The sequence below is a fragment of the Geovibrio thiophilus genome, assembly GCF_004087915.1.
Taxonomy (GTDB): domain Bacteria; phylum Chrysiogenota; class Deferribacteres; order Deferribacterales; family Geovibrionaceae; genus Geovibrio; species Geovibrio thiophilus.
The window spans coordinates 1,437,206-1,453,869 of sequence record NZ_CP035108.1 but is presented as its reverse complement, the minus strand read 5'-3'; the positions used below and the strand labels follow the sequence as shown (position 1 = coordinate 1,453,869).

Here is a 16,664-nt window from a genome sequence, read left to right as displayed (position 1 = left end):
CCTCTCAGGTTTTAATCTTTGCCGAAAAGCTTCTGTATGATGCTCTGATACCTTTTCTCTATGGCATGTCTCTTCTTTTTCAGTGTGTTGGTGAGGTCTTTTCCCGGTTCAAAATCATTCTCCATGAAGTGAATGTTATGCACTTTTTCGTGGGGCTTAAAACCTTTTTTGGCATTCAGGAGCTTGTTTATCTCCCGTTTTGCCTGTTCTATGACTCTGCTGTCCTTCAGCATGTCCTGAGCATCGTGCACCATGTTCTCAATCTTGGGCAGGAACGCTTCCTTAAGCTTTTCAAGGTCAGGGACAATGAGCGCTCCGAGCCCCTTCCTGTCCTGACCGACGAGAACGGCATCCTTAACGAAGGGCAGCTTGGTGATGGTGGATTCGATGCGGCTGGGGTCAATATTTTCCCCGTTGGCAAGAACTATTATCTCCTTTATGCGTCCGGTTATCACAAGCTCTCCGGTGCGGGTAAGCTTGCCGAGATCGCCTGTTTTCAGATAACCGTCCGCTGTGAAAGTTTTTTCGTTTTCTTCATCATTATCATAGTAGCCGGGCATGACCTGCCTGCCCTTAACCTGAATCTCTCCCTCAACCCCTGCGGGGAGAGGTCTGTTCTCGTCGTCGGTTATTCTCAGCAGCGTGTTTCCCACAGCAGGTCCGAGGGTTCCGAAGATTTCACAGTTAAGTGCCCTGCCCGCTATGGCGGGGGCACATTCGGTCATACCGTACGCGTTGATGATTCTGATACCCAGAGCGTCGATCCATTCATCCAGATACTGGGGCAGACTGCCGCCGCCGCTGATGGCAAGCCTCATTCTGCCGCCGAACTTTGCCTGAACAGCCTTAAGCTTCTTCGCCGCCAGAAGATTCAGCGGGTAAAGAGCGCAACACGCGGCAAAAGCCTTAAAATCATTTATTAGTTTAGTCATTTTCGGTTCTTTCTCAAATACGGGAAGATGCCCTTTCAGTCGGCGCTTGTTTCTTTTATAAGCGGCTGAGACCGCCACAAGCGAAGTGAAAATTCTGTGCTTCGTCTTTCCCTGCTTCTCAAGAGCAGCGTTAACCTTGGTGTACATGGACTCCCACAGGCGGGGAACGGTGGCAACGATTGTCGGTTTGTAATGCTCAAGGTCAGCGGAGAAGGTTTTAATGGATGAATATATCGTACAGCAGCCGCTCATAAGTGCCGCATATTCCGCAGCGCGTTCAAATATGTGCCATGTGGGAAGGATCGAAAGCCATGTGTCGTCGGGTCTGAGAGCTATCAGCCACGGAATAACCTCAAGATTGTACATAATATTGTCATGGGTGAGCATAACCCCTTTGGGAACACCCGTTGTACCTGATGTATAGATAAGAGTGAAGACATCTTCCTTGAAAAGCTTGTGCTTCCTCGCCCTGAAACGGGCTATGTCCTCATCTGAGATTGTCCGGTCAGTGAGAAGATCGTTGTACGTATATATGCGGGAAAAAATTTTGTGTCTGTGCTCTCCTTCCATGATGAATACGCCCTTCACTCTCTCCAGAGTGTTTACAAAGGCTTTATGATCATCATAGAGCTTCTCCGTCTCGAAGATAATGAACTCACAGCCCGAGTGCTCCATGATGAAGGAAAGCTCCTGCTCCGGACATTCGCTGCCTCGGGGAACACTGATTGCGCCCAGCGAAACAAGGGCAAGGTCGGTCACTATCCATGAATATCTGTTATCGGAAAGGAGAAGAACACGTGTGTCCTTGACTATCTTTTTTTCCGCAAAAGAGCGGGAAAGGAGAAGAACATCCTCAAAAAGCTTCTCAAAAGTTACTTTGTGTTCCTGCTCTGCTGATCTGTATATGAATGCCGTGTTATTTTTATGTCTGTCCACTGACTGAATAAAAGAGTGAAAAAGGGTTTCAGGGTTCTTGTTTTTTTTGTTCATCACCACTATCCCGACCGATTATTAAAGATAAGATTATAAAACAATTATGACATGGAAAAAAGCATTATTTTAAACGGCGGGGCTCAATGACGACATACGGGAAAACAGATATTTAACAGGTGCGGGAAAGGCTTCCCGCACCGTATCATCTTTTAAAATGACTGAACTTCTTTAACTTCGGGAATCTGGTCTTTGAGTCTGCCTTCAACTGCATGCTTCAGCGTCATAGTGCTGAAGGGGCAGCTTCCGCACGCGCCGGTAAGCTGTACTTTAACTATTCCGTCTTCAGTAACACCGAGAAGCTCTATATCGCCTCCGTCCGCCTGAAGAGCGGGTCTTACCTGCTCAAGGACTGCTTCAACTCTTTCTTTCAAGCTCATTAATTTCCTCCGGTTGCAGCGCTTTTTATCTCTTCTTTCATTTTCTGAACTATTGCGGGGTCTTCGCCTTTTCTGATGTAGAAGTCCTTAAGAGCTTCTTCAATAGCTTCCTCCGCCATTACCGAGCAGTGGATTTTCGCAGGGGGAAGACCGCCGAGTGCGTCAACTATCGCCTGATTTGTAAGGGCGAGGATTTCCTCAACCTTTTTACCTTTTATAAGTTCAGTAGCCATTGAGCTGGAAGCTATAGCCGCTCCGCAGCCGAATGTCTTGAATTTAACGTCTTTAACTATTCCTGCGTCATCTATGTCGAGGAAAATTTTCATAACATCGCCGCAGGCGGGGTTTCCCACTTCTCCGACAGCGTTTGCGCCCTCTATTTCACCCATGTTGCGGGGATTCATAAAGTGATCCATCACTTTTTCGCTGTATGGTCCTTTTGCCATTGTAACCTCCTAGTTTCCTTTGTTGTAAGCGGGAGACATTTCGCAAAGTCTTGTAACGATACCGGGCAGCTCCTCAAGAACCTTGTCCACTTCCGCGTCAGTTGTATAACGGGAAAGGGAGAAAGTAATTGATCCGGCGCAAATATCGCTCGGTACCCCAACCGCCGTCAGAACAGGAGAGGCCTGAAGGTCTTCCTCGTCTTCGGCAAGGATGTTTGATGAGCAGGCTGAGCCGCTCGCCGCATATATTCCCTTAAGAGCAAGCCACATAAGAAGCGATTCACCCTCTATAAACTCTATCCAGAAACTGACGTGTCCGGGGAGCCGGCGTTCAGGATGCCCCGTAAAATGCAAAAAGTCAAACATATTTGCAAGCCCTTCCCAGAGCCGTTTTGAGAGCCTTTTCATTTCAGCGGAGTATAGGTGCATTTCCGCCTTGGCTATGCGTGCCGCTTCGCCCATGCCCACAATTGCCGCAACATTTTCAGAGCCGCTTCTGTAGCCGAACTCCTGATGTCCGCCCTGCATGAGAGAGGCGACTTTTGTCCCTTGTCTTATGTAAAGAGCCGCCGCTCCTCTGGGTCCGTAAAAATTCTGCGCGGAGAGAGAAAGAAGATCGCAGTTAAGCTTATTAACGTCAACTTCGATATGCCCTGCTCCGGCAATTGCGTCTATATGATAAAGAACGCCTTTTTCCTTACAAATTCTGCCTATTTCCTCATTGTGCTGAACAGTGCCGATCTCGGGGTTGCCGAGCATCACTGAAACAAGAGCCGTGTCGGAGCGGATAGCTTTTTTGAGGTCTTCAAGGTTAATGAGACCGTTCTCCGCCACTCTGAGCTTGGTTATTTCATAGCCGTCGTTCATGAAGGATATAAGCGGGTTCTGCACGGAAAAATGCTCAATTTCGCTTATGATAACGTGTTTTTTGCTGTCCTGACGCTTAAGCACCCCTTTTACCGCAAGGTTGTTGGACTCTGTGCCGCAGGAGGTGAAGATCACTTCCTCTTCCTCCGCTCCGATAAGCTCTGCAACGTGCCTTCTCGCCTCCTGCACCGCCTCAAAGGATTCTCTGCCGAGGGGGTAAAAGTGGGCGCTGGGGTTGCCGTAATACTCCGTAAGAAACGGGAGCATTTTATCAACCACTCTGCTGTCGGGTCTGGTTCCGGCAACATTATCTAAAAAAGCCATCCTATTCTCCTGTCAGTTCTTTCAGGTGTGATACTATCTGACCCGTCAGAACTTTTATATAATCGCCCGTGAAGCTTATCATGCTTCCGGACGGATGCTTTATAACTCCGATGCCGTCATTCTCCATGGCTTCTTCCAGACTTGAGGCGGTAAACTCGTAAAACATGCCGCCTTCTTCCGCAAAAACAACATTATCCCCGAGGAAAAAATCCGCAAGGAAAACGGTGGAAACCGGAATGATTCTGAAATTAAAGGTCATCCCTGTGGTTTCTTCAAGCCTTTTTTTGTAACCGCTCATAATGTTTCGGCTGTCGTCCCCGCCGAGAAGAACATTAAAGGCTACCCTCTCCTCAAAAACTTTTGAATTGTCCCGCCCGAAGGAGAATAGGTTTCTCGTCTGGCTGATCAGATCGTCTATGGCATTTCTGCCGAAAAGAGCAGCAGGCATAAGCAGACTGCCCCTCACTTTAGATCTGTCGCCCTGAAAACGGCGGGCAATGTACTCAATGGGCTCAGCTACTTCATAAAGATCATCATAACCGCTGAAAATCCCAGTACAGTCTATTATTGAGCCGTCCAGCTTCCGTAAGGTGTCAGCATGGATTCCCGGATCGCCGAGTATTACTGCTATTTCCTCATCCCCGAGGTCTTTTATGTTTTTCGCCTCGTAAGCGGGTTTTTCCGCTGCTATAGCGGGCAAAAAGTCCTCAGAAGAGTAGATGCTGACCCCAAGCAGGGGAAGTTCTTCTTCTATCCTGCCCAGAACTTCGCCGAGCAGGAGTGAATCGTTAGCGTAAACGGCAGCTTTCATGCCTTTCATATTATTCGCACCATAAATGTCTCTTTTAGAATAAGTTTGCGGATACTAAATTGCAAGGATTAATTCTGCTTCTGATAAATAAGCTTTCCAGCGGCGTCATATGAAAATTTCAGATTTTTGACCGGCTTTCTGTACTCGCCGAAGCCTCTGTAGCGGTTGTTTTTATCATGCACCTCAGCCACGGCGGCATTGCCGAGGTTGAGTATAAAGTAATCCTTAAACTCCACAGTTCTTTCGATACCTTTTTCCGCTATGAAGTCATAAACCGTTCCGTTGTCCACCTCTATATTCACCCAGCAGACATCGCTGAAAGTCAGAACAACAGCTCTCATTCCGGGCGCCGGAGAAGGAACACTCGCGGGGAGCGGCTGAGGCTGAGCCGCAGCCGACTGAACAGATGCGGGGGTACTGTCGGCGGGCTTGGTTTCCGACGGAGCATCAGGGCTTTCCACAACATCCGGAGAAACAGCGGAGGAGTTATCCATAGGCTCAGCCTGAGGGATAACATCCTGCGGTCCGGCATCGTTCTGAACCGGCTCGGTTTCGGTTATATTTATTTTCGTTTCCTTTTTATTCATAGCGTCATTGTTTTTCATGGACATAAAGAAATAAGCGGCGGCAATCACAAGCACGATAACTATGATGAGAGCGGTCACAAATCCCACAGGGCTTTTCCTGTCTATGGGTTCGTGGGTTACAGGTGAGGAGACATAATGAATCTCCCTGTCGAACGATTCCCTTGTGCATTCCTCGTCAAAGAGAACTTCCACTTCTTCCGGCGCAAGTTTGAGAAAGTTTGCGTAGGTTTTTACAAAATTTCTGGCATGAATATAGCTGGGAAGCCTGTTGAAATCCCCTGCCTCAAGCCTGAGAAGTATCTCTTCGCTTATTCTGGTTTTTTCGGTAATAGTGTCAAAATTTATATTCTTGTTTATTCTTTCGTTTTTAAGAAGCTCACCGAGTTTACTCATTCATCAACCCCAATCTTTTCATTAGCTCGCCCGCCCTTTTGCTCTGAGGCGTATCGGGAAAAACCTCAAGAAGATGCTCAAGGAAAGGGACGGCTTTGGAATACTCTCTGCTGTCAAAATAAAATTCCGCAGCGGTAAGGTGGTTTTCCGGATCATCTGAAATCATCTCCGCTGTTTTCAGCATTGTTTTCTCTGCCTTTGCCTTGTCGCCGAGTTTTATATACGTATTAAAAAGAAGCCTGTAGGCGTCCGCGTATCTTCTGTTTATGTTCAGAGCCCTGTCCAGATAAGAAGGGACACGGCTGTATCTTCCTGCGTCATAAAGCGCGTTGGCGGCGTTGTACAGCGCCATGATCTGGTACGGATAACCCGGATCGGCTATTACTCTGTCCCAGTAGTCAACCGCTTCATTGAGCCTGCCTGTTCCCGCCATGATGGCTGCGTAGGCGTTCATGTATTCCGAATCGTTCGGCTTTTTCTCAAGGGCTTTTTTGATAAAGGGCTCCGCCTCCGCGTAGCGCTCCTTCTTCATAAAGAAGAGCCCCATTGTGTAGAGATACTTATCATTATCCTGAGCAAGCTGAAGAGCGCTTTCCAGTTCCTGATAAGCCTTGTAGTCTGTAGATGTGTTGAGGTACGCCACGCCCATTTTATAGTGAGATTCAGCGAGAGCCGCCCTGTCGGGCACCTGAGACTCCACATTCTTTGCCGCGCAGCCTACTGTCAGCAAAGCTAAAAACAGACTAAAGGTTTTTTTCATATATCAGCCTCAGTCCCGTGAGAGTCAGGTCGGGGTCGTAGTGTTCGATATACTTTGAGTCTCTGGAAAAAATACTTCCGAGACCGCCTGTCGCCACGACTTTTATGTCGCAGCGTCCGAACTCTTCCGTCATGATCCTTTCCAGAAGCCCGTCCAGCATGGACAGATAGCCGTAATATATCCCTGACTGGAGTGAATGTATAGTATTTTTTCCGACTACCTTTTCCACTTTTTCTATTTCTATTTCAGGAAGTTTCGCTGTTTTTGAATGGAGGATTCCCGCAGAGAGCTTGACCCCCGGGCATATAACCCCGCCTATGTACTCACCCTTGGCGTTTACAACGTCAAAGGTTGTGGCGGTGCCGAAATCCACAACGATAACCGGAGCGCCGAACTTATCCCTTGCGGCGACAGAGTTCACTATTCTGTCCGCTCCGACCTCTTTGGGGTTTTCGTAGCGGATCGGCATGCCTGTTTTCACTCCGGGAGCTATCACCATAGGCTCAAGATTCATGTATTTCATGGAGAACTTAGTGAAAGAATAGATAAGCTGAGGAACAACGCTTGAGATGATAACGCCTCTGATGTCCTTAATCTCGATCTCTTTGCTTTTGAGAAGGAGCATTATGGTGGAGGCGTATTCGTCTGTGGTGCGCTGTGTATCTGTATGAAGGCGGAAGCTACAACGTATCTTCTCCCCTTCAAATATTCCTAAAACTATATTTGTATTGCCTATATCAACCGCTAAAATCATATCCCACGTCACCGGTAACTATTTCGGTTATCAGCCCCTTTTCGTCCTCAGCTATGAGAAAGCCCGAAGGGGTTATGCCTCTTTCCGTAAAAACGGTTTTCACCCCATTCTTGTGCACAGCTATTTTTTTGTCAAGGGAAGCCGAATATTTTTTCCACTCGCTCCCGATATTTATACTGCCCTTAAGAAAAGCCTCTGAAAAAGCGTCAAGCCTGTTCATAAGCTCCGCCAGCAACTCCTCTCTGGAATAGCTGAGTCCGGTTTCCTCCCTGAGAGATGTGGCGATGTCTTTTATTTCCGCCGGGAAATCAGTCATATTCACGTTGATGCCTATGCCTAAGATTACCTTTTCGGTAACAGAGCCGCTGAGGGAGGTTTCAAACAGTATGCCGCCGAGCTTTTTTCCTCCCGCCATAAGATCATTAGGCCACTTAAGCTTCACATCCGCCGTGCTCCGCAGAACATCGCACACGGCAAAGCCCACGGCGATATTAAACGGAAGCAGATGCTCAATCTTCATAGGGGGAAGATTCACGGAGAAACAAAGATTCACTCCGCTTTCGGAGATCCATTTTCTTCCGCTTCGCCCCCTGCCCGCCGTCTGGCTTTCCGCAACGGCAACAGTATAATAAGGTGTATCTGCTTCCAGAAGGCGGATTGTCGTGGAATCGGTTTCATCAAAAACGAGTATGTTTCTGCCGAAATTTTCTGCCGTAAGAAATCCGCGGTAGATATTTTCGTTAAACATACGCAAGTTTCTGCGAACACTCCATAAGCTCTTCAACATCAGTGGATTTGAGAATTACTTCCACATGGGCAAGGTCTGCGGTGTCGAAAATCATGTCGGGGTTGGCGGTATAAATAATCACAGGAATATCCGGAGACTGTGCCTTAAGGTGCTCAAGCACTTCTCTTCCGTTTATCTTGGGAAGATTGAGATCCAGTATAACCAAATCCACATTCTCCTCATTAAAACTGACAAGCCCTTCTTCCCCGTCGCCCGCGGTGACTACGTTGAAGTTTCTGTCAGTGAATTCGTCTCTGAGAAGGAGCCTGAGGCTCTCATCATCATCAATTACCAGTACGGTTTTCAAGTGTTCCTCCTGCTTATCTCTCTGTCCGGAAGGGGGAGAGCTCAGAATCTTTTGTATATTTCCTTGTTTATAAAAAAGTTAACAATCTTTTTGTCCAGCGCGCCGCTTTCTGCGTCCTTTCTCAGCGCTTTCGCTGCCTCTTCCGGCATCATTGACTGACCGCAGGGACGGGGGTCTGCCGTGTAGTGGTCGTAGCCTTCAGCGACAGCCATTATCTTTGAAAATATATGCAGATCAGCGTCTGTCGTTCCGAACGGGTATCCGGTTCCGTCAGGCTTTTCATGATGGCTGGCGGCTATAACGGGAACATCTCTCAGCTCCGCTGTCCACGGGATATTCCGCAGAAACTCGTAAGTTCCCAGTGCATGAAACCGCAGGCTTTTAAGCTCATCTTCTGTATATATGCCCTCTCGGATGCTGAGCAGCGCATACTCTTCCTCAGAAAGAAGCTTTACGTCTTCCCCGTCAGAGTCTTCAAAGATGTAGCCGACACACTTAGCCAGATCCTCAGCTATTTTATCATCAATATCGGAAATGTTCGCATCTTTTATCACCGCAAGGAGCCTGTCCAGTTCATCTGTCAGCACCTTCGGTCTCCCGCCCAGCCTTGCGCAGGCTTTTGCGAGTCTGAATCTGTTTTCTATATTTTCGGTCATGCCGGGGTAAAGCTTCCCGCTCTTGGCAAATATTTTCTCCGGAACAAACAGCTTTCCTATATCATGAAGGCGGCATGAATACCGGAGTATCTTATCCTTAAGCCTGTTCATGAAAAAATCTGGAAAATCATCCAGATCCCTGTGCATCTCCGAAGCTAAGGTCTCGCAGATGGCGGTGACCCTGTTTACATGCCCCATGCTGAACGGCTCCCTGTTTTCCAGAGCTTTTGAGAGCTCGGTGATAAAGCTCTCATTCATTTTTTCCAGATTGTCGTACAGCACGCCGTTTTCAAGGGCGAGACTGATGACCCCCGTGAGGGATTCGGCTACCATTTCGTCATTATCATTAAACGGGAGCACTATTCTGTTTACGTTTTCAAGCGTGAGAGGAACCTCATAGCGCTTCTTGTTTATTATCTGGAGCACGCCCGTCAGCTGATCGTTCAGGTCAGTAATAGGAAAGGCGAGAACCGATTTTGTTCTGTACCCGGACATCTTGTCAAAGCTGACATTGAAACCGAAGGGGTACTCGTCCTCCAGATGATAGACGTCTTTCAGCCTCAGGGTGCTGCCGGTCTTTGCCACGTAACCGGCTATGCTCTCTTCGTTTGCGGGAATGGAAAACTCTTTGAAGGGAAGCTGAACAGAATCGTTCTGAGTGTATTTGAAGATCAGCTCGTCCTTTTCATCATCATAAATAAAGATGCTTCCGGCGTCCGCGCCCAGCATCCCTCTTATCCTTTTGAGAATGGTTTCCAGAAGCACATCAAGGTCACGTATCCTCACAAGTGTATATGCCAGTTCAAGAAAACTTTCGCCTGTAATCTTCAATTCAGACTCCGTAAGAAGAATCATTATATTCTTTAGCAATTATAGCAATAATCGCCGGTATTCAAAACAGAAGTTATAATAAAAAATCACGAATTCCGCCAGATTTAATAGTTATAAGAACAGATGTACAGCACTTTTTGCCCTTGCAGACAGAGGCGTATATGTGTTAACTTTTTGCGGATCAGGCGGAGCGTCCGTTCCGTCTTTTTTTATAGCCGGAGGAATAAGAAGATGAGATACAATCCCGCAGAAATTGAGCATAAATGGCAGAAAAAATGGGAGGATGACAAGCTTTTCAAAGTCGAAGCGGATAACTCCAAAGAAAAGTTTTACTGTCTTGAAATGTTCCCCTACCCTTCGGGAAAAATCCACATGGGTCATGTGCGCAACTATGCCATAGGCGATGTTATCTCCCGCTTCAAATTCATGAAAGGCTTCAATGTTATACACCCCATGGGCTGGGACGCCTTCGGGATGCCCGCTGAAAACGCGGCTATAGAAAACAAATCCCATCCGGCTATCTGGACAAAAAGCAATATTGCATACATGAAAACGCAGCTTAAGCAGCTCGGTCTCTCCTACGACTGGGACAGGGAAATAGCCACATGCGATCCCGAATACTATAAGTGGGAACAGCTTATTGTAATCAAAATGTTTGAGAAGGGACTTGTCTACAAAAGAACATCGCACCTTAACTGGTGCGAATCCTGCCAGACGGTTCTCGCCAACGAACAGGTTGAGGACGGCAAATGCTGGCGCTGTGACGGCGAAGTGAGAATCAAAGAGCTGGACGGCTGGTACTTTAAAATCACCGATTACGCAGAAGAGCTCCTTTCCTGCACGGAAAGCATGGACGGCTGGCCGAAAAAAGTTCTCACCATGCAGCAGAACTGGATAGGAAAGTCATTCGGCGCTGAGATAGATTTCGCAATTGAAAATACTGACGAAAAAATCACCGTGTTCACCACAAGGGCGGATACCCTCTTCGGCGCCACGTTCATGTCAATAGCGCCCGAACACCCCGCTGCGAAAAGGCTCCTTTCGGGAACCGCTCAGGAGAAGGACGGTCTCGTCTTCATAGAGGACATACTCAAAGAGGACAAAATCAACCGCATGGCTGACGACAAAGAGAAGAAAGGCTTCTTCACCGGAAAATACGTCATGAACCCGCTGAATAAACGCAGAATGCCGGTTTACATAGCAAACTTTGTACTAATGGATTACGGAACAGGCGCTGTCATGGCCGTTCCCGCCCACGATCAGAGAGACTTTGAATTTGCGAAAAAATACGATCTGGATATAGTAATCGCCATCATGCCCGAAGAACAGGAGCTTGTTCCCGAAGCCATGTACGAAGCCTACACTGGTCCCGGCAGGCTTGTTGACGCCGCACAGTTTGAAGGCATGCACAATGAGAAAGCAAAAACGGAAGTCGTTGAGTTCCTTGCGGAAAAGGGCATGGCAAAAAGCACTGTAAACTTCCGCCTGCGCGACTGGCAGATCTCACGCCAGAGATACTGGGGCGCGCCCATTCCCTTCATAAACTGCCCCAAATGCGGAACAGTGCCCGTACCGGAGGATCAGCTTCCGGTCAGGCTGCCGGAGGATGTCGAGCTCTCAGGCACAGGCGGCAGCCCGCTGAGAAAATCAGCGGCATTCCTCAACACAACCTGCCCCAAATGCGGCGGCGCGGCGGAAAGGGAAACCGACACCATGGACACCTTTGTGGAATCCTCATGGTATTTTCTCCGTTACTGCTCACCCAAGTGTGAAACTGCGCCCTTTGAAAAGAATGAAGCGAACTATTGGATGCCGGTTGATCAGTATATCGGCGGCATCGAGCACGCAATCCTCCACCTGCTTTACTCAAGATTCTTCACCAAGGTTCTGAGGGATCTCGGCTACATAAACTTTGACGAACCCTTTAAGCGTCTTCTCACTCAGGGCATGGTCTGCAAAGAGACCTACAAATGCGAGGAGCACGGCTGGCTTTTTCCTGAGGAGGCAGAGGGCGGCAAATGCTGCAAGTGCGGTAAAAGCGCTACAGTCGGACGAGTAGAGAAAATGAGCAAATCCAAAAAAAACGTGGTTGACCCCAATAAGCTTATTCAGCAATACGGCGCAGACACGGCAAGGCTTTTCATCATCTTTGCCGCTCCTCCCGAAAATGAGCTTGAGTGGAGCGATCAGGGCGTTGAAGGTTCATTCCGTTTCCTCGGAAGAGTGTGGAGGCTTGTGAAAAACAATCTTGAGCTCTTGCAGCAGAGCTTCGGCACGGGCGGAGACGAGACATTCATAAAAGAAATGCTGTACCACACACACTCGACAATTAAAAAGGTTACTCAGGATATAGATAAATATCACCTCAATACTGCTGTGGCGGCGCTTATGGAGTTCGTAAACTTCCTTTACAAGGCTGAAACCAGACTCAGTGCTGACGGCGAAAAGCAGGTTTTTAAGGATGCTCTTACAGCTCTTTTAAAACTTCTTAACCCCTTCACCCCTCATATAACAGAGGAACTGTGGGAAGAGGCGGAAATGAAGGAAATCCTTTCCAGAAGCGACTGGCCTTCATATGTTGAGGAATATACCAAAACGGATGAGGTAACAGTAGTGGTGCAAATAAACGGAAAGGTGCGCTCACAGCTTTCGCTCCCCCGTGACTGCGCGCAGGATGACGCTTTTACGGCGGCTTTCCTTGATGAAAAAGTCAAGGGCTATACTGACGGAAAGGAGATTGTTAAGCAGATCTTCGTTCCGAATAAACTGATAAATATCGTGGTGAAATAAATGTTCAAAAGCTTAAGGGGCGGGCTGACCGCCCTTATTCTCACTTTTTTCGTGATAAGCGGCTGCGGATACAAAATAGCCGGTCTGGAGGAAAGGGCAAACTATACCCTGAGCATCAACAGCGTCTATAACATGTCTTCCGAACCGGATCTTGAAAGAGAGATTGAGGATGTCGCCGTCAACTTCTTCAGCGGCAGAAGCGCACTGGGAGATAACGGCAAAAGCAGATACATAGCGGATCTCCGCCTCAGAAAGCTCAATTTTGAATCCAGAATCGTAACAAAAACGGGACAGACAGGAACCTCGTCCGTTACCTGCGAGCTGGAAATAATAATACATGACAGAACCGGAAAGGAAGTCTTCACCGGAAATTTCTCCGGCAGAACTGTATACGACCTCACAAGCGACATAGGTACAAACAAACGGAACAGAACAGACGCTATAAATTATGTTATCAAGCAGTCTTTAACGGATTTTTACCATGCCTTCAGACCATGATTCCAAGCTTATAGTCCTCGGCTCGGCAGGGTTTATTGATGAGGAAACAGAAAAAGTGCGTGCGTCCATGGACGATCCGGAGGACACGGTATGGTTCGGAGACGAAATTAACCTGTCCGATTTTTTCAGTTTTGTCTCCTCCCCTTCCCTTTTCAATCCGGTAAAGCTCGCAGTTGTGCATAACGCCGATAAAATAAAAGAGCTTGAAGCCTTCATGAATCAGGCACACAGATGCCCTGAGGCGGTGATAGTTCTCACTGCGGCTGCCGACGCCGAAAAGAAACTGGGAGCGTTTCAGGGATTCAGGACAATAATTGAGAAGAAGAAAACCCGCCGTGACAGCGTTATGGAAGTCAAGGCTGCGTTTGAGAAGCACTCCCTCCCCTGCAACCAAGGCTGTGCGGACGAAATATATGACATCTTCGGCGGAGATATAAAGCAGATAAGAAGCGAAGTTGACAAGCTCTCACTGTATTACGCCCACAAAAAGCCCGCTTCATCGGACGATATTCTCAAGCTTATCACTGCCGAAAAGCAGGAAAATATATTCGCGTTTATTGACAGCTTCGCCGGACGCGACCGCAAGGCGTGCGTCCGAATCCTCAACAGCCTTATAAAAGGGGGCGAAGCGGTAACTATCATATTTGTTCTCCTTGCCCGCAGAATGAAACAGGTATACTTACAGAAAAAAGTTCCTTCCGCCCTTCAGGAGCGGATGTTTATTCTCAATAAAATCAAATCGGACGCATCCAAATGGAAGCCCTCTGAACTTGCCGTCCTTGCCGGACAATTCGCCGAGCTGGACTACAAAATCAAAACCGGACAAATCAGAGACACAGACGCGGTTTATACGCTGATTGGGTGTATGTAAGCGTTACTCTGACAGCATGTACAGATTGGTGCCATAAAAACATTATAACATTGTACAGCCTTCGGAGCGTGGCATGATAAAAAACCTGACAAAACACGGGAACAGTCTGGCACTCGTTATTGAAAATCCCATTCTGCAACTGCTTGGAGCAAACTCAGAAACAGCTTTTTAAATAACCACAGACGGACAGATACTTATACTTTCACCTATTAAAGATAAAGACAAAACCGACGCATTCATCCGTAAGCAGAGCAGGACTCAGCAGACTTAAACCATCTTCCTCAGCCTCACCGTTCCCTCCTCAGGATCAAAGTCAGTGTAATAAACCAGAATTTTTACTCCGGCGGCTTTCGCCCGTTCAAATTCGGCGGCGTATGCGGGATCTATCTCATGAGCCGGACGGAAAGACTTCCGCCTGACCTGACACATATAAAGCATGCAGGCGGTGTAGCCCTCTTTCACCGCTCTCTGAAGCACTTCAAGATGCTTTTTTCCTCTCGTTGTAACCGCATCGGGGAACATAACCGTTTCATCATCATACAAGGTACAGTTCTTCACCTCTATCAGGAACTTTCCCCTGTCGGACTCCACATAGAAGTCAAGCCTCGCCTCATCATACGCATACTCCCTGCGGCACAGGCTCACATTGCCTAATTCATCTATCTCGCCGTCCGTTATGGCGCTTTCGGCGATTCGGTTGACAACCATAGTATTGACAATGAGCCACTCCCTGTTTACGCACATAGCCTCCAGAGTGCAGGGCAGCTTGCGGGCAGGGTTGTCGGAAACGGAGCACAGCACGGGATTTCCGGCAGTGAGGAGGTTTTTCATGGAACCGGTGTTGGGGTTATGAACCACCGTTATATTGTCATCCTTCATCACATCGGTGAAAAACCTTTTATAGCGTTTTACAAATTCGGCTTTGAAGAGCGGAGGAAATATAAACATAAAAATTTAACTTTTTTTCCTTTATTCTGTCAGTGTTTTTGAGCGAAGTGTAATTTTTTCACTTTACAGTTCATACTCCATGGACTATTTTTTCGCAACAAGAAGCATGACGATATAAAAATTAAGGTTTTGTACTCTGAATTCTTCAGAGAATGATTTGTCCGTTAATACGAACCTAATTTACGCAAGGAGCGTCATTTAAAGAATGAAAGCTATCGAAATGCAGGCTAGACCTATAGCGCTGATGCTGTCAGTGTTTATATTCTTCCTGCTTGCCGTGAACTTCTTCTTCCTCAACATCGTAAACTACAATCTCGGCGGCATGGAAGAAAAAGCGCAGGAACAGCAGAGCAAAATGGTAAGCGTATCAGAGAAACTGAACGCCGAAAGGGAAAAAATGACATTCGCAACACAGGTTTTGGATGTCAGGGATATTTTATCAACATTCAGCCGCTCTCAGGGCGGGCTGACCACAATGGATCTGGCTTATTTAATAGTCAGCGAATCACGCAAGCACAATCTGGATCCGTATCTCGTGCTTGCGGTAATCAAGACGGAAAGCTCATTCAACAGGCATTCAGTGTCAAACAAGGGCGCAATGGGGCTTATGCAGCTTCTGCCCGGCACCGCCCGCTACATCTCCGACCAAAAGGCGGATGTGAACATACGAAGGGCTGACGAGCTTTTTGACCCCGTCACAAATATCAAACTCGGCATAGGCTATCTCTCATACCTCATGGATAAATACGACAATCAGAAACACGCCATCATCGCCTATAACCTCGGGCCGGGGAACCTGCGCAAGAAGCTCCAGAGCGGAACAGGACTGCCGCAGGTGTATTACAGCAAAGTAATGAAAAACTACCGTCTGATGCTGAGTCTCAGCAATAAAGCCTGAATGACAGACCCGAAGGAAAGAATCACCGTACTTTTATCTGAAACAGAAGGAGCGGTTAATCTGGGATATGTAGCCAGAATAATGGCAAATACCGGATTTGACAGGCTCAGCTTCACCGGCGCTCTTTCCGGAAGGGAACTGGGTGCGTCAATGTATGCGGTGCATGCTTCCCGCATCCTTGACGGCGCAGTTAAGCAAGGCTCGTTCACGGAACTTGTCTCCCAAACAGACACCATAATAGGATTCAGTCCCAGAAATCCATGGAATGACGGGCTGTCGCTCCCCTACTCCGCTCTTGCCGAGGCTGTCAAAACCGAAATAACGGCAGGGAAGACAGTCGGTCTGCTTTTCGGCAACGAAGCACGGGGACTCTCCAACGAACACCTCTCAGCGTGCCGCTACAGGGTCGCCCTGCCCACGGAGGACGCCTGTCCGAGCATGAACCTGTCTCACGCCGTACTAGCCGTACTGTGGGGGCTGAGAGACGCCATGACGAATACGGAAATAAAAGCAGGCAAGCCCGATTTCGCCTCTGTTGAGCAAAAACAGCGTTTCAAGAGCAAGCTGGCTGAACTGCTCAGGATTTCAGGCTACCTGAACAGCCAGAATAATGATGTCCGGCTACGGGAAATAGGCTTGCTTTTCGATTCTAAGGAATGGTCGGAAAGGGAAATGAATCTGCTCACTTCTGTAACGGGAAAGCTGCTCAGGGAGATCAGAACCCTGAAAAAATAAAGACAGCCTCTTTAAGGCTGCCCATCTTGTTGATAAAATCCTTTCAAAAGTAAAAAAGTATATATCTGCATAAATCCTCTCCTGTACTCCTTTGAGAAA

17 protein-coding genes are annotated in these 16,664 nt (G+C 47.7%); 5 read left to right on the top strand and 12 right to left on the bottom strand.

The genetic code is table 11. The annotated features are described in order from the left end of the window. Nucleotides 1–11: 11 nt before the first annotated feature. From EP073_RS06925 to EP073_RS06875, 11 genes are all read right to left on the bottom strand, one after another. On the bottom strand, nt 12–1,922 hold the full coding sequence (locus tag EP073_RS06925; protein WP_128466426.1) for an AMP-dependent synthetase/ligase: 1,911 nt from the start codon (nt 1,920–1,922) through the stop codon (nt 12–14). A 152-nt stretch (nt 1,923–2,074) separates the two neighbouring features. Next, entirely contained in the window at nt 2,075–2,296 is a 222-nt protein-coding gene (locus tag EP073_RS06920; protein ID WP_128467788.1) for a NifU family protein, read from the bottom strand. Between the two features lie 5 nt (nt 2,297–2,301). Next, complete coding sequence (gene nifU / locus EP073_RS06915; protein WP_128466425.1) at nt 2,302–2,748, bottom strand: Fe-S cluster assembly scaffold protein NifU; 447 nt, start codon at nt 2,746–2,748, stop codon at nt 2,302–2,304. 9 nt (nt 2,749–2,757) lie between these two features. Then, nucleotides 2,758–3,939 carry a cysteine desulfurase family protein gene (locus EP073_RS06910; RefSeq protein ID WP_128466424.1) on the bottom strand — a complete coding sequence of 394 codons (1,182 nt, stop codon included), beginning with the start codon at nt 3,937–3,939 and terminating at the stop codon, nt 2,758–2,760. Nucleotide 3,940: 1 nt separating this feature from the next. Then, complete coding sequence (locus tag EP073_RS06905) at nt 3,941–4,759, bottom strand: hypothetical protein (RefSeq protein WP_128466423.1); 819 nt, start codon at nt 4,757–4,759, stop codon at nt 3,941–3,943. Nucleotides 4,760–4,818: 59 nt separating this feature from the next. Continuing rightward, on the bottom strand, nt 4,819–5,730 hold the full coding sequence (locus EP073_RS06900; protein ID WP_128466422.1) for a helix-turn-helix domain-containing protein: 912 nt from the start codon (nt 5,728–5,730) through the stop codon (nt 4,819–4,821). Beyond that, nucleotides 5,723–6,490 carry a tetratricopeptide repeat protein gene (locus tag EP073_RS06895; protein ID WP_128466421.1) on the bottom strand — a complete coding sequence of 256 codons (768 nt, stop codon included), beginning with the start codon at nt 6,488–6,490 and terminating at the stop codon, nt 5,723–5,725. Before EP073_RS06895 ends, EP073_RS06900 begins: the two co-directional genes overlap by 8 nt. Next, complete coding sequence (locus EP073_RS06890; RefSeq protein WP_128466420.1) at nt 6,474–7,244, bottom strand: type III pantothenate kinase; 771 nt, start codon at nt 7,242–7,244, stop codon at nt 6,474–6,476. Before EP073_RS06890 ends, EP073_RS06895 begins: the two co-directional genes overlap by 17 nt. Next, nucleotides 7,228–7,992 (bottom strand): biotin--[acetyl-CoA-carboxylase] ligase, encoded by a 765-nt coding sequence (locus EP073_RS06885; protein ID WP_164885299.1) that lies wholly within the window; start codon nt 7,990–7,992, stop codon nt 7,228–7,230. The genes EP073_RS06890 and EP073_RS06885 overlap by 17 nt, the downstream gene beginning before the upstream one ends. Continuing rightward, the gene (locus EP073_RS06880) at nt 7,985–8,338 is read right to left on the bottom strand and encodes a response regulator (protein ID WP_128466418.1); all 354 of its coding nucleotides are present in this window, start codon (nt 8,336–8,338) and stop codon (nt 7,985–7,987) included. The genes EP073_RS06885 and EP073_RS06880 overlap by 8 nt, the downstream gene beginning before the upstream one ends. A gap of 41 nt (nt 8,339–8,379) precedes the next feature. Further along, entirely contained in the window at nt 8,380–9,825 is a 1,446-nt protein-coding gene (locus EP073_RS06875) for a GAF and HD-GYP domain-containing protein (RefSeq protein WP_164885298.1), read from the bottom strand. Nucleotides 9,826–10,056: 231 nt separating this feature from the next. On the opposite strand from EP073_RS06875, the gene leuS reads away from it, so the two are divergent. Genes leuS through holA form a run of 3 tightly spaced genes read left to right on the top strand, consistent with a single transcriptional unit; the run spans nt 10,057 to nt 13,984 of the window. Beyond that, nucleotides 10,057–12,615 carry a leucine--tRNA ligase gene (leuS, locus tag EP073_RS06870; RefSeq protein WP_128466416.1) on the top strand — a complete coding sequence of 853 codons (2,559 nt, stop codon included), beginning with the start codon at nt 10,057–10,059 and terminating at the stop codon, nt 12,613–12,615. Next, entirely contained in the window at nt 12,616–13,113 is a 498-nt protein-coding gene (locus EP073_RS06865; protein ID WP_128466415.1) for a hypothetical protein, read from the top strand. Further along, a complete protein-coding gene (holA, locus tag EP073_RS06860; protein WP_128466414.1) occupies nt 13,097–13,984 on the top strand; it encodes a DNA polymerase III subunit delta in 888 nt (295 codons plus the stop codon). The genes EP073_RS06865 and holA overlap by 17 nt, the downstream gene beginning before the upstream one ends. Before the next feature lie 267 nt (nt 13,985–14,251). Here the strand turns inward: holA and sfsA are convergent, their stop codons facing one another. Further along, entirely contained in the window at nt 14,252–14,932 is a 681-nt protein-coding gene (gene sfsA, locus EP073_RS06850; RefSeq protein WP_128466413.1) for a DNA/RNA nuclease SfsA, read from the bottom strand. A gap of 205 nt (nt 14,933–15,137) precedes the next feature. Between sfsA and EP073_RS06845 the strand changes: the two genes are divergently transcribed. Together EP073_RS06845 and EP073_RS06840 are read left to right on the top strand one after the other, a co-directional pair. Next, nucleotides 15,138–15,830 (top strand): lytic transglycosylase domain-containing protein, encoded by a 693-nt coding sequence (locus EP073_RS06845; protein ID WP_128466412.1) that lies wholly within the window; start codon nt 15,138–15,140, stop codon nt 15,828–15,830. Then, the gene (locus EP073_RS06840) at nt 15,831–16,565 is read left to right on the top strand and encodes an RNA methyltransferase (RefSeq protein WP_128466411.1); all 735 of its coding nucleotides are present in this window, start codon (nt 15,831–15,833) and stop codon (nt 16,563–16,565) included. Nucleotides 16,566–16,664 lie beyond the last annotated feature (99 nt).